10 protein-coding genes are annotated in these 13,255 nt (G+C 69.7%); 2 read left to right on the forward strand and 8 right to left on the reverse strand.

The window, feature by feature from the left end; all coding sequences use genetic code 11:
- Positions 1-26 precede the first annotated feature (26 nt).
- On the reverse strand, positions 27-2,987 hold the full coding sequence (locus A6P39_RS28430; RefSeq protein ID WP_067039225.1) for a glycoside hydrolase family 35 protein: 2,961 nt from the start codon (positions 2,985-2,987) through the stop codon (positions 27-29).
- Between the two features lie 75 nt (positions 2,988-3,062).
- Here A6P39_RS28430 and A6P39_RS28435 point away from each other — a divergent pair, with 75 nt between their 5' ends.
- Together A6P39_RS28435 and A6P39_RS28440 are read left to right on the forward strand one after the other, a co-directional pair.
- Positions 3,063-3,521: an RrF2 family transcriptional regulator gene (locus A6P39_RS28435; RefSeq protein WP_067039224.1), complete on the forward strand. Its 459-nt coding sequence runs from the start codon at positions 3,063-3,065 to the stop codon at positions 3,519-3,521.
- Positions 3,522-3,680: 159 nt separating this feature from the next.
- Positions 3,681-4,328 carry a DUF4360 domain-containing protein gene (locus tag A6P39_RS28440; RefSeq protein ID WP_067039223.1) on the forward strand — a complete coding sequence of 216 codons (648 nt, stop codon included), beginning with the start codon at positions 3,681-3,683 and terminating at the stop codon, positions 4,326-4,328.
- A gap of 280 nt (positions 4,329-4,608) precedes the next feature.
- On the opposite strand, the gene A6P39_RS28445 is transcribed toward A6P39_RS28440, so the two are convergent.
- From A6P39_RS28445 to A6P39_RS28475, 7 genes are all read right to left on the reverse strand, one after another.
- Entirely contained in the window at positions 4,609-4,875 is a 267-nt protein-coding gene (locus A6P39_RS28445) for a hypothetical protein (protein ID WP_067039222.1), read from the reverse strand.
- A gap of 117 nt (positions 4,876-4,992) precedes the next feature.
- On the reverse strand, positions 4,993-6,747 hold the full coding sequence (locus A6P39_RS28450) for a pyridoxal phosphate-dependent aminotransferase (RefSeq protein WP_067039221.1): 1,755 nt from the start codon (positions 6,745-6,747) through the stop codon (positions 4,993-4,995).
- Between the two features lie 130 nt (positions 6,748-6,877).
- Positions 6,878-8,047 (reverse strand): aldose epimerase family protein, encoded by a 1,170-nt coding sequence (locus tag A6P39_RS28455; RefSeq protein ID WP_067039220.1) that lies wholly within the window; start codon positions 8,045-8,047, stop codon positions 6,878-6,880.
- 26 nt (positions 8,048-8,073) lie between these two features.
- Entirely contained in the window at positions 8,074-9,318 is a 1,245-nt protein-coding gene (gene mmsB / locus A6P39_RS28460; RefSeq protein ID WP_067039219.1) for a multiple monosaccharide ABC transporter permease, read from the reverse strand.
- The gene (gene mmsA, locus A6P39_RS28465) at positions 9,315-10,901 is read right to left on the reverse strand and encodes a multiple monosaccharide ABC transporter ATP-binding protein (RefSeq protein WP_067039218.1); all 1,587 of its coding nucleotides are present in this window, start codon (positions 10,899-10,901) and stop codon (positions 9,315-9,317) included. The genes mmsB and mmsA overlap by 4 nt, the downstream gene beginning before the upstream one ends.
- Before the next feature lie 44 nt (positions 10,902-10,945).
- A complete protein-coding gene (chvE, locus tag A6P39_RS28470; protein WP_067039217.1) occupies positions 10,946-12,055 on the reverse strand; it encodes a multiple monosaccharide ABC transporter substrate-binding protein in 1,110 nt (369 codons plus the stop codon).
- Between the two features lie 51 nt (positions 12,056-12,106).
- Positions 12,107-13,075 carry a hypothetical protein gene (locus tag A6P39_RS28475; protein WP_067039216.1) on the reverse strand — a complete coding sequence of 323 codons (969 nt, stop codon included), beginning with the start codon at positions 13,073-13,075 and terminating at the stop codon, positions 12,107-12,109.
- Positions 13,076-13,255 lie beyond the last annotated feature (180 nt).

The following is a 13,255-nucleotide window of genomic DNA, read 5'->3' on the forward strand; positions in this document are numbered from 1 at the left end:
ACACGGGCGTGATCACACGGGCGTGATCACACGGGTGTGACCGGCAGCCCGCCGGCCGCCCGGCCGAGCAGCGTCAGGCGCACCGCCCCCGGGCCCGACAGCGTGGTGAACTCCGAGAGGGCCGCCAGCGCGAGGGTGTTGGTGCCCCGGGTGCGCAGGATGCCGTTCGGCAGGACGAAGGTGTGCTGGGGGCCGACGTTGTTGATGTACTGGCCCAGGTTCCAGCCGTTGAGGAAGATCTGCGTCCGGTACGCCCGGTACTGGTCGTCCTCGAGGGTCAGGCCGATCGAGGCGTCGATGTCGGCCGGGACCGACAGCCGGAAGGCGGTCCGGTACCAGGTGACGCCCTGGTACCGGGCCGCCCGGGGGAAGGCCACCGGTTCCCAGTCGTGGTCCCGGAAGTCCGGCAGGTGCCAGCCCTTGCGCTCGCCGTACAGGCCGCCGTTGTTCATCGCCCCGCGCACCGGATCGGCGGCGGCCTCGCCCTGGATGCGCCATGTCACCTTCGGGGAGGCCCCCTTGAAGGTGGCCGCCGTCAGGCCGCGCGCGGCCTTGTGCGTGTCGAGGCCCTTGCCGTCCTGGTCGTGCTGCATCCGCCGGACGAGGACCGACAGCACGTGCGGACCCGGCGAGCGCAGCTCCGCGCGCACCGGGAAGGCGGCCGTCGCCGCCCAACTCCCTTGCCGTGCGGTCGTGTTCTTGTCCGGGACGGGCATCCGGTGGGTGCCCAGGGGGTCGCCGTCCAGCCAGGCCATCAGCAGGCCCTGGGTGCCGGCGCCGTAGGCGAGGGAGATCTCCTCCAGGGCGCTCGAGTCGGTGAAGGAGCCCCGGTACCAGACGTCCCCGTAGTGGAAGCCGTAGTCGTCGGCGAACAGGACCGGCTGGCCGCCTGGGACCGGTGTGGTCGAGAAGGACGTCGTACGGTCCGCGACCTTCCAGTCCGAGTCGTCGAAGCCGGGCCCGGCCTCCGGGTTCTCCCTGCGCATCCGCCAGCCGCCCAGCGCGGGCAGCCGCACCTCGGGCACGGCGGGCAGCAGACCGGTGGTCATCAGGCTGCCGGACAGGGTCACCCGGGTGGGCAGGGTGCGCCCGTTCCACACCAGGGTGTCGATGCCGCGCGGCCCCCACACCTCGACGGTCGTCGGGTCGGTGACATCGCCGGTCAAGTGGACCTCGGAGCCGCGGAGTTCGGCGTGGCGCAGCAGCGCCGGGCCGTAGACCAGGAGGGTCCCGGTCGGGGTGTCGTACGGGAAGAGGCGTGCGGAGGTGGCGTCGTCGCCGAAGAGGAGCACCAGCGGGGTGTCGCTGCCGCCCTTCTGCACCAGGACGCGGGTCAGCCCGCCCTCGCCGAGCGGGGAGGTCACCGCCAGCTCGTCGATGTCGTCGTAGACCCAGGCGGCCTCCGGGTCCAGCCGCATGACGGCCGGCTCCTCGGGGCTCTTCAGCACCAGTTCGGCCATGTCGTCGCTGCGCCCCGTGAACAGCGCGATGTCCTGCTGCCCGGCCGTCAGACAGAAGACGGGCTGGGCGGTGGAGTACTTCAGCGTGCGCTCGCCGAGCTTCAGCCCGGTCGCCAGCAGCCGGGCGTCCTTGCCGGGCACCGTGATCCGCAGCCGGCCGGCCTCGGTGGGCAGCTCGCTGGTGACCGGGTCGGCGCCGTCGTTGCGGGCGACGTAGACATGGGCGTCGGTGTCCGGGTTGGCCAGGTGGTAGACCTTCAGGCCCCGGGCGCTCACCTCGGCCGCCCGGTCCAGCTTGGCGAAGTCGGGCACGCGCTGGAAGAGATGGCCGAGCTGGTGCATCGGCGCGATCTTCGCGGTGACGTTGCGGGCCTCGTCGATGGCGGCCCCGTAGTCGTACGACGTGTAGACGACGGGCGCGGGCAGCCAGCCCCACGAGGTGCCGCCGAAGGTCATGTACACGTTGTGGAGGGTGATCCCGTTGGCGAGGTTCGTCAGATGGAAGCGGCGCTCGTAGGCCGCGTCACGGGTGCGCCGCGACTCGGCGTACCCCTTGCCGTCGAACCAGGCCCCGCCCCAGGGGTCGAACCAGCCACCGCCGAACTCGGGCAGGAACCCGGGCGTCGACGGAGAGGCACTGGCCCCGCCCTTCGCGCCGCCCGGCCCGAAGGTCCCCCAGTCCGGCGGGGTGCTGGACGGCGACGGATACCCGTCGAACCCGTACAGCCAGCCGCCCTGCTCGCCACCGGTGTCGAAGGAGCCCGGCACCCAGTAGCCGTTGCGCCCCTTGTCATTGTGGAAGAGCGGTACGTCGATCCCGTCGGCCCGGACCTTCTTGTACAGATGGGACATGTACCGCCGGCCGGTGGCGTCCCCGGCGTGGGCGTCGTACTCGTTCTCGATCTGGTAGAGCAGGACCGTGCCGGTGCCCTGTGTGAAGAGGTGCCGGCGGGCGATCCGGTTGACCTGGGTCAGCCATGCGTCGACGTGCGACAGGTAGGCCGGGTCGTCGGTCCGCGCGGTGCCCCCGGTCGCCGTCAGCCAGCCCGGGAAGCCGCCGCCGTCGACCTCGGCGTTGATGTACGGCCCCGGCCGCAGGATGACGTACAGCCCGGTCTCGGCGGCCGTCCGCAGGAAGAGGCCGAGATCCCGGACACCGGAGAAGTCGTAGGTCCCCGGCGCGGGGGAGTGGTAGTTCCACGCGACGTAGATGCTGACGGCGTTGAACCCGTGCGCCCGCATCTTCTGCAGGACGTCCCGCCACAGCGACGGGCTCGGCAGCCGGAAGGGGTGCATCTCCCCGGACCACACGACCAGCCGTCTGCCGTCCACGATCAGCGAGTACCGGTCGTAGCCGATGGTGTGCGGCTCGTGGTCGACCCGGGGCGGCACGGGCGCGGGACCGGTCGGCACACTGGCCCGGGCCGCGAACGCCGAGGGCGCACCGGGGCCGCCGCTGCCGCCCAGGCCGAGCCCGAGCGCGGCAGAGCCGGCCAGGGCACTGAAAGTACGTCTGCTGAGCGCCAAGGTGGATCCTCCCGGGCGATCTTACGGGGCGCGGGTGCGGCCATTGTCCACGGACCGGCGCCCCACAATGGACCCATGAGGATCTCGGCGCGGGCGGACTACGCGGTACGGGCGGTACTGGAACTGGCCGCACGGCAGGGTAACGGCCCCGTGAAAGCAGAGGAAATCGCCGCCGTGCAGGACATCCCGCACAAGTTCCTGGAGGGCATCCTCGGCGATCTGCGCCGCGCCGGACTCGTGGAGAGCAGGCGCGGCGGTGGCGGCGGCTACCGCCTGGAGAAGGACGCGGCCACGATCACCGTGGCGGACGTCATCCGGGCCGTGGACGGCCCGATCGTCTCGGTGCGTGGCGAACGCCCGACGGGCCTGTCCTACACGGGCACGGCCCAGCCCCTCCTGCCGCTCTGGATCGCCCTGCGCGCGAACGTCCGCCGCATCCTGGAGGGCGTCACGGTGGCCGACCTGGCGGCGGGCGCACTGCCGGAATCCGTCCGGGCGCTGGCAGCGGAACCGGCCGCCTGGGAGAACCCGTGAAAAGCCGGATGTGAATGGCTGGAGTTCGCTCTCCCGGGCCGTGGCGTGGCTTCCTACGATGCTCACGCCTCCCGCCCTTCACAGGTTCCGCACAGTTTCTTCAAGGGTGATCGGGCGGTTCTCAGGCGCAACCCCCCACTCGACTACTCGGGAGAAACCATGGCTGGTGGACTGCTCCTGAGCGGCGCCGTAGCCGCTCTGCTCACCACCGCGCTGCCCGCCCGGACACCCGCCTCGGGTGTCTTCGACAACCCGCCCCCGGACAAGATCGTCATCGACGTGGCGACCGTCAACGGCTCCGGCTGCCCGGAGGGTACGACCGCCGTCGCCGTGTCCCCGGACAACACCGCCTTCACGGTGACCTACAGCTCCTACCTGGCCCAGGCCGGCGGCAACTCCGACCCCACGGCCTTCCGCAAGAACTGCCAGCTCAACCTGGTCGTCCACGTCCCGCAGGGCTTCACCTACGCCATCGCCAGCGCGGACTACCGGGGCTTCCTGGCCCTGCAGCCCGGCGCGAGCGCGACCCAGAAGGCCTCGTACTACTTCCAGGGCTCCCCGCAGACGGTGCCCAAGAGCCACCCCTTCAGTGCTCCCTTCAACGACAACTGGGAGGCCACCGACAGCACGGACTGGGCCCAGCTGGTCTGGGCGCCCTGCGGGGTGCTGCGCAACTTCAACATCAACACCGAGCTGAGAGTGAACGCCGGCAGCCAGTCCCCGGACAAGGTCAGCTTCATGACCATGGACTCGACCGACGGCGACATCAGCACCGTGTACCACATGGCGTGGAAGCAGTGCCCGTAGCGGCACAGCCGGCGAAGTCGCTCCAGGCGGCGGGGGAGGGGCCCGGCACCGGGCCCTCCTTCGCCCCGGGGCGGTTGTTGTGACAACCGTTGACTACAAGAGCGGTGTCGCGATGACGAACAGCGGCCGCACCCCGAAGCTGGGCATCAACCTGCTGAACTGGAGCACGGGTTGGCCGGTGGCTCACTGAACCCGCGCGTACGGGCCGGGCGGAGGAGAGAGTCGCGCCGGCGCGGGCCGGCCCTCTCCTCCGCCCGGCCTCACCGGTGCGGGCTGTCGGTCAGACGCAGAGCAGGACGATCAGGCCGTTGCAGTCCGCCTCATCCCCTTCCTCGTCGTGGTCGCCGCGGCCGTGCTCGTGGTCGTCGCCGTGTTCGTGTCCGTGTTCGTGTCCGTGGTCGGCGGGACTGGACCGGACCGCGGTGGCCTTCATGGCCACGGCGGACGAGGGCGTGGCCGCGGTGGTCGCGAGCGCGACGCCGAGAGCGCCGACCGCGAGTACTCGGGCAATGATCCTGTGCCGGCGGAAAGCCGATATACCGTTCATGACATTCACCTTGGCCGCCTTTGGGGCAAGTTTCACCTTGTGTGGGCCAATCGTGTGAGTCGTCCTTAACCCAAGGCCCCGATCGTCAACTTCCCTTTGGGGCACGGGACTTCGCGCTCAGCCTGCCTGGCCCATGCCCGCCGCGTTCGGCCAGCTCTGGGCGTTCGGCCAGCCCGTCGCCGGGGCCGGCGTCAGTCCGGTGGCCGGGGCCGGGGCGGGCGCCGGGGTGGCCGGGGCCGTCATGCCGCGCACCTGGGCCGCCGTCAGCCCGCCGCGGGCCGGGACGCCGGGCGGGGTGGGGGCCATGGCGGCTGCGGGGACCGGCACCGGCACCGGAGCCGGGAACGGGGTGGGCGGCGGCAGGGGAGCGGGTGCCGGTACCGGAGCCGGCTGGGGGACCGGCACCGGGGCCGCCGGCTGCAGCAGGGGCGCCATCGGCGGCTGGGCCGGCGCCAGGGGCTGCGGTACGGCCACCGGCTGGGGCGCCGCGGGCAACGGCTGAGGTGCCGCCGGCAGCGGAGCGGGGGCCGGCTGGGGCGCCGCCGACATCGGCATCCCGGCGCCGGGTGGGGGTACGGCGGCGGGGAGCGGCATGCCGGTGCCGGCGGCCGGGGCGGGAGCGGCGGTCATGGCCTGGGCCTGGGCGGCCAGGCCCGGTACGCCGCCTCCGTTGGTCTCGCTGACCAGCCGGTCCACGGCCGCCGTACCCGAGCTGTAGCTGGTCCCGGTGCCCAGCTCGGGTACGGCGGCTCCCCTCCTGGTCCCGTAGAGCACCTGTTCCAGGCCGGACACCAGGCGACGCACGTCGACCTGGGGGCGCACCACGAGTCTCAGGAAGCGGCTGGAGGAACCGATCTTGTTTCCGCACTCGCGGACCAGGATCCGGTGCTCGGTGAGCATCCGGTCCCGGACCACCGTGCCCTCGGCTCCCACGGGCAGTCGTACGAAGATGAAGTTCCCCTGGGAGGGGTACACCGTCAGCCCCGGCAGCGCGGAGAGGTGGCTGGCCATCTCCAGGCGGTCCCGGCGCACCTGCTGGAGGCTCTGCGCGTACTCGGCGCCGTGCTCCTTCAGCATGAACACCACGTACTCGGCGAAGGAGTTGAGGTTCCACTTCGGCAGCATCGAGCGGATCCTGCCCGCGAGGGCCGGGTTCGCCACCAGATAGCCGAAGCGGATGCCGTGCAGGCCGAAGTTCTTGCCGAGGCTGCGCAGGACGATGACGTTCGGGCGCAGCATGGCCTCCTGGACGACGCTCGGGTCGGCCTCGGCGTCGGCGAACTCCAGGAAGGACTCGTCCACGACGATCAGGTCCAGGTCCGCCATCGCGTCCATGAACTGCACCACCTGCTGCTTGCGCAGATAGCCGCCGTCGGGGTTGTTCGGGTTGCAGAGCACCGCCACCCGGGTGCGCCGGGCGCGGATGAAGTCCGCGTACTGGGCCAGGTCCAGCGCGAAGTTGCTCGCCTCCTGGAGCGGGAACATGTCGACCCGCTTGCCGGTCTCCATCGGCTGGTCGGTCCAGCGGCCGAAGGTGGGGACCGGGATCGCCAGGGACTCGCGGACCAGGAGGTGGTCGATCCAGGTGATCAGTTCCGTGGAGCCGTTGCCCATCGCCACGCACTGCGGCGGCAGCTGGAGCAGTCCGCACAGCTCACCGGTGATGGTGTCGGCGGTGCTCGGGTAGTACGTGGCGATCTCGGGCAGCCGGGCCGCCAGTTCGTCGAACATGGCCGGAGTGGGAAAGTACGGATTGCACGGGACGCAGAAGTCCACCGGACCCGTCCCGTCGCCGCCCTCCCGTGTCAGCGCCGCCATCGAAGGGCTGTGCGCGGCGGTGCCGCGGAACAGCGAGGTGACGTTGCCGGCCAAAGGAACCTCCGTTCAAGGTGGCCCGTGCGGGGGAGCACGGGCCACCCATGGATACGGAGGGGACGGCAGTGGCGTTCAACTCACCGGTCGTGTGAGCCAGTTCTCACGCGCTCGGTTCACGCGGCCCGGTTCATGCCGAGAACCTGTGGACCGTGGTCGTCCGGTAGGTCCGGCCGGGGCGCAGCACCGTGGAGGGGAACTTCGGCTCGTTCGGGGAGTCCGGGAAGTGCTGCGTCTCCAGGGCCAGTCCGTCGCCCTGCCGGTAGGTGTGGCCGGAGGGGCCGACGAGGGTGCCGTCGAGGAAGTTGCCCGAGTAGAACTGCACACCGGGCTGGTCGGTGAAGATCTTCAGGGTGCGCCCCGAGCCGGGGTCGCGCAGGGTCACCACGTGCTCGGGCTGGGCCGTGACGCCCTTGTCGAGCACGAAGTTGTGGTCGTAGCCCTTGGCCGTGACCAGCTGCGGGTGGCCGGTGCGGATGTCCCGGCCGATCGGCTTGGGGCGCGTGAAGTCGAAGGGGGTGCCCTTGACCTTCGCCAGCTCACCCGTGGGGATCAGACCCGAGTCGGTGGGGGTGAACCGGCCCGCGGCGAGCCAGAGTTCGTGGTCGTAGATGCTGCCGCTGCCCTCGCCCGCGAGGTTGTAGTACGTGTGGTTGGTGAGGTTGACGACCGTCGGCTTGTCGGTGGTGGCCTCGTAGTCGATCCGCCAGTCGCCGTGCCGGGTGAGGGTGAAGGTGACCTTGGTCTTCAGCGTGCCGGGGTAGCCCATCTCGCCGTCGACGCTCGTGTAGTGCAGGTGCAGGCCGACGTCCGGGCCGTCGGTGAACGGCTCGATGTCCCACACCTTGGTGTTGAAGCCCTGCTTGCCGCCGTGCAGGCTGTTCACGCCGTCGTTGACGGACAGCTGGTACTTCTTGCCGTCGAGCGTGAACTGCCCCTTGGCGATGCGGTTTCCGTAGCGGCCGATGGTGGCGCCGAAGAAGGTGGTCCCGGCGACGTACGCGGCGAGGTTGTCGTAGCCGAGCGAGACGTTCGCGTACCGGCCGTGGCGGTCGGGGATCTCCAGGGACTGGATGATGCCGCCGTAGGACAGGACCTTCAGCCGCGTGCCGCCGTTCTCCAGCGACCAGCGGTACACCTTCGTGCCGTCGGCGAGCGTGCCGAAGTACTCCTTCACCGGCTTCCTGCCTCCCGACGAGCCCGCCGCGGCAGCGGCTGATGTCGCCGTGGTGCCGAGGGCGGTGGCCGCGAGGCCCGCCGCGGCGGCGCCGGCGATGACCGTGCGTCTGTTCAGTTCCATGTGGTGCGGCTCCCTTTGAGCGACGCTTACGAACCGGACTTGCGCTTGTTCCACACGTCGAACCCGACCGCCGCCAACAGGGCCAGGCCCTTGATGACCTGCTGCCAGTCGGTGCCGACGCTGAGGAGGTTCATGCCGTTGTTCAGCACACCGAGGACGAGACCGCCGATGATGGCGCCGAGTACGGTGCCGACACCGCCGCTCATGGAGGCGCCGCCGATGAACGAGGAGGCGATGGCCTCCAGTTCGAAGCCGTCGCCCGCCTTCGGCGAGGCCGCGTTCAGGCGGGCGGCGACCACCAGACCCGCCAGGGCCGCGAGCACGCCCATGTTCAGGAACACCTGGAAGGTGATGCGCTTGTCCTTCACGCCGGACAGCTTGGCCGCCGGCAGGTTGCCGCCGATGGCGTAGATGTGGCGGCCGAAGACCGAGTTGCGCATGACGTAGCCGTAGCCGCCCACCAGGGCGCCGAGGATGATCAGGACGATCGGCGCGCCGTCGTAGCTGGCCAGCAGCATCGTGAGGGTGACGATCGCGGCGACCAGGGCGACGAGCTTGAGCAGGAACAGGTTCCTCGGCACGACGTCGAGGGAGAACTCCTGCTGGCGGCGCCGGTCGCGCACCTCCTGCCACACCACGGCGGTGATCAGGACGATGCCGAGGAGCAGGGTGAGGTTGTGGTAGTTGGTGTTCGGGCCGACCTCGGGCAGGAAGCCGTTGCCGATCTTCTGCAGGCCGTTCGGGAACGGGCCGAGGGTCTGGCCCTTGAGCAGGATCTCGGTGAGACCGCGGAAGAGCAGCATGCCCGCCAGGGTGACGATGAATGACGGTATGCCCAGATAGGCGATCAGGAATCCCTGCACGGAGCCGGCCGCCGCGCCCACCAGCAGGCACAGCACCAGGGCGAGGGGCCAGGCCACGCCGTGCTGCACCGTGAGCACGGCCGCGAAGGCGCCCACGAACGCCGTGATGGAGCCGACCGACAGGTCGATGTGCCCGGCGATGATCACCAGCATCATGCCGATCGCGAGGATCAGGATGTAGCTGTTCTGCAGCACCAGGTTGGAGACGTTGCGCGGCAGCAGCAGGTCACCGCCGGTCCAGAACTGGAAGAGGACGACGATCAGACCGAGCGCGATCAGCATGCCGTACTGGCGCATGTTGCGACGCAGGCCGCCGAGCACCAGCTGCAACAGGCTCTCGCCGGCGGCCGATCCGCCCTTGCCCGGCGGCGCGGCGGCCGGGCTCTTGTCGGTGACGTCCGTGCTCATCGCGTTACCTCTTCGTCCTTTGCGTTGTCCGTCGCGTCCGTCGGCGCCTTGTCTTTCGTCATATGGCGCATCAGCTCTTCCTGCGTGGCCTCGGCCCGCGGCACCTCACCGGTCAGCCGCCCGGCGGCCATCGTGTAGATGCGGTCGCACATGCCCAGCAGTTCCGGCAGCTCGGAGGAGATGAAGACGACCGCCTTGCCCTGGGCTGCCAGTTGGTCGATGACCGTGTAGATCTCGTACTTGGCGCCCACGTCGATGCCGCGGGTGGGCTCGTCCAGGATCAGCACGTCCGGGCCCGCGAAGATCCACTTGCTGAGGACGACCTTCTGCTGGTTGCCGCCGGACAGCTTGCCCACCGGCTCGAAGACCGTCGGCGCCTTGATGTTCATCGACTTGCGGAAGCCCTCGGAGACCTGCCGCTCCGCCTGCTCGTCCACCACGCCCCGCCGCGCGACCTTCTTCAGCGCGGTCAGCGAGATGTTCCGGTTGATGGTGTCGATGAGGTTGAGGCCGTAGTGCTTGCGGTCCTCGGTGACGTACGCGATGCCGTGCTCCACCGCCTCGGCGACGGACTTCGTACGGATCTCCGTGCCGTCCTTGAGGACCGTGCCGCCCGCGTACCGGCCGTAGGTACGGCCGAAGACGCTCATCGCGAGCTCGGTGCGGCCGGCGCCCATCAGGCCCGCGATGCCGACGATCTCGCCCCGGCGGACGTTGATCGACACATCGTCCACGACCTTGCGCTGCTGGTCGATCGGGTGCAGCACGGTCCAGTTGCGGATCTCCAGCGCGGGCGCCGCGCCCTCCTCGGCCTCGTGCGGGGTGCGCTCGGGGAAGCGGTGGTCGAGGTCGCGGCCCACCATGCCGCTGATGATCCGGTCCTCGGTCGTCTCCCGCGCCTTCACGTCGAGCGTCTCGATGGACCGCCCGTCGCGGATGATCGTCACCGAGTCGGCGACCTTGCGGATCTCGTTGAGCTTGTGGGAGATGATGATCGAGGTGATGCCCTGGTTCTTCAGCTCCAGGATGAGGTTGAGGAGTTTGTCGCTGTCCTCGTCGTTCAGCGCCGCGGTCGGCTCGTCCAGGATGAGGAGCTTCACCTTCTTCGAGAGCGCCTTCGCGATCTCCACCAGCTGCTGCTTGCCCACGCCGATGTCGGCGACGCGGGTCTCCGGGTGGTCCTTGAGACCGACCCGGCGCAGCAGCTCGGTGGCGTGCCGCAGGGTCTCCCGCCAGTCGATGAACCCGCCCCTGGCGTGCTCGTTGCCGAGGAAGATGTTCTCCGCCAGGGAGAGGTACGGGGAGAGCGCCAGCTCCTGGTGGATGATGACGATGCCGCGCTGCTCGCTCGCCCGGATGTCCTTGAAGGTGCAGACCTCCCCCTCGAAGAGGATCTCGCCTTCGTAGGTGCCGTGCGGATGGACGCCGGAGAGCACCTTCATCAGGGTGGACTTGCCGGCGCCGTTCTCCCCGCAGATGGCGTGGACCTCGCCCTGGCGGACGGTCAGCGTGACGTCCGACAGCGCTTTGACACCGGGAAAGGTCTTGACGATCGAGCGCATTTCCAGGACGGGTCCCGCCATGGTCGTGCCTTCCAATCAGTGTGGGGTCGGGCAGTTGGGCGGGATCACTTGAGCTGGGAGTCGGTGTAGTAGCCGCCCTTGACCAGGACGTCCTCGTAGTTGGTCTTGTCCACGCTCACCGGCTGGAGCAGGAAGGAGGGGACGACCTTGGCGCCGTTGGTGTAGGTCGTGGTGTCGTTGACCTGCGGCTTCTTGCCGTGCAGGACGTCGTCGACCATGGTCACCGCGACCGCCGTCTCCTTGCGGCTGTCCTTGAAGACGGTCTGGGTCTGCTGGCCCGCGATGATCGACTTCACCGAGGCCAGCTCGGCGTCCTGGCCGGTGATGACGGGCAGCGGCTTGCTCGCGGAGCCGTAACCGTCCGACTTCAGGGCGGCGATGATGCCGATGGAGATGCCGTCGTACGGCGAGAGCACCGCGTCGACCTTGCCGCTCGTGTACGTGGAGGTGAGGATGTCCTCCATGCGCTTCTGCGCGGTGGCACCGTCCCAGCGCAGGGTGGTGACCTGGTTGAGCTTGGTCTGCCCGGACTTGACCACCAGCTGCTTCTTGTCGATGTACGGCTTGAACACCTTCATCGCGCCGTCGAAGAAGTACTGGGTGTTGTTGTCGTCGTTCGACCCGGCGAACAGCTCGATGTTGAACGGGCCCGTCTTGCCGCTGTCCAGGCCGAGCTTGTGCACGATGTAGGTGCCCTGGAGGGTGCCGACCTTCTCGTTGTCGAACGAGGCGTAGTAGTCGACGTTCTTGGTGCCGAGGATGAGCCGGTCGTAGGCGATCACCGGGATGTTGGCCTGCTTGGCCTCCTGGAGCACGTTGTTCAGGGACTTGTTGTCGATGGCCGCGATGATCAGGCCCTTGACGCCCTGCGTGATCAGGTTCTCGATCTGCGAGACCTGGGTGCTCGGGTCGTCCTCGCCGTAGACCAGCTTGGTCTTGTAGCCCTTGGCCTGGAGGTTCTTGACCATGTCGTTGCCGTCGTTGATCCACCGCTCGGAGGACTTCGTCGGCATCGCGATGCCGATCGTGGCGCCCTTGACGTCGCCCGTCTTCTCCTTGCTGCCGCCCGAGCCGCTCTGCCCGCAGGCGGTCAGCGTGAGGGCGAGCGAGGCTGCTCCGGCTATCGCGGCGAGTGCCGTTCTGCGGTTGCGCATGATGATCTGTCCTTGGTCGTCTCGTCGTTGAGAGTGGTCGGCGTTGAGGGATCAGGCGTCGACGGGGAAGCGGTTGAGCGGGCCGGGCAGCCGGGAGCCGAGCGGCGCCATGCCGCCGTCCGCGCCGTGCCGGGCGAGCAGGTCCAGGGCGAGCCGGCCACGCCGCACCCGCTCCCGGGCGGTGTCCAGGGTCACGTCCCGCAGGTGGGTGCCCCACGGGTAGATGCCGGGAGCCTTGGACAGACCGAACTTCAGATACAGCGGTGCGCCGCGCCGGATCAGCTCGGCGACCTCGTACATCCGCACATAGCCGCCGAGATCGTCGGGGGCCTCGATGTACATGTCCATGGGAGCGCCGGAGATCCGGCGGATCTCGGTGAGGTGGTCCAGCGTCAGATCGCTGGGCACGTTGACGGAGTCGGCGCCGAGGTGCTCGAAGACGGCGTACGACGCCGGGTTCACGGGGCCGATGAGCGCCGAGACCTTCAGGGTGGTGTCGGCCGGGATGATGCCGTTCACGCGGGCCCGGTGCAGGGTCCACAGCACGCCCTCGTCGGCGACCAGCAGGCACTTGACGCCCAGCTCGGTCGCGCGGACGGCGTCTTCGACACAGCCGGCCACGGCGTCGTGGCCCCGGGCGCGCAGTCCGGCCCCCCGCGAGTCGGAGCGCACCGAGCCGCCGGTGTCCCAGGTGCCGCGCGGGCCGGTGAACAGGCAGAGTTCGATGTCGCGTTCGGCGGTCGCCTCGACCATCTCGGTGATCTCGGCGTCGGTGAGCATCCACACACCGCTGCCCTGGCTGATCCGGTGGATCGGCACGTCGAGGCGCGCGGCCTCCTTCAGTACGACCGCCAGCGCCTCGGGCCCCTCGCACGAGGGGACCTCGGTGCGCCAGCGGCCACCGCCCGGGAAGCTGTGGGCGGAGGCGTCGGCGGGATCGAGCGCGGGCGCGCCGAGGCCGAGAGCGGCGAGCACCTGCTCGCCGGGCCTGCGGGCTGCCGGGGCGGAAGCGTGGGTCACAAGCTGTCCTTCGTGTTCGGTATTTCGGACAAGGTTCGCGGCTCTGGGTGTGGCTGGGCCACGGCGTGGGGCCTTGGTGGTACGCCGGTCAGGGCGCCGTCAGGTCACGCCCTGACCGGCGTACGTCTTAGCGCCTGTCTGACGATTCCCGCCCGCCCTTCGGGCGGACGACGGGAATCG

Source organism: Streptomyces sp. FXJ1.172 (assembly GCF_001636945.3).
Lineage (GTDB): Bacteria > Actinomycetota > Actinomycetes > Streptomycetales > Streptomycetaceae > Streptomyces.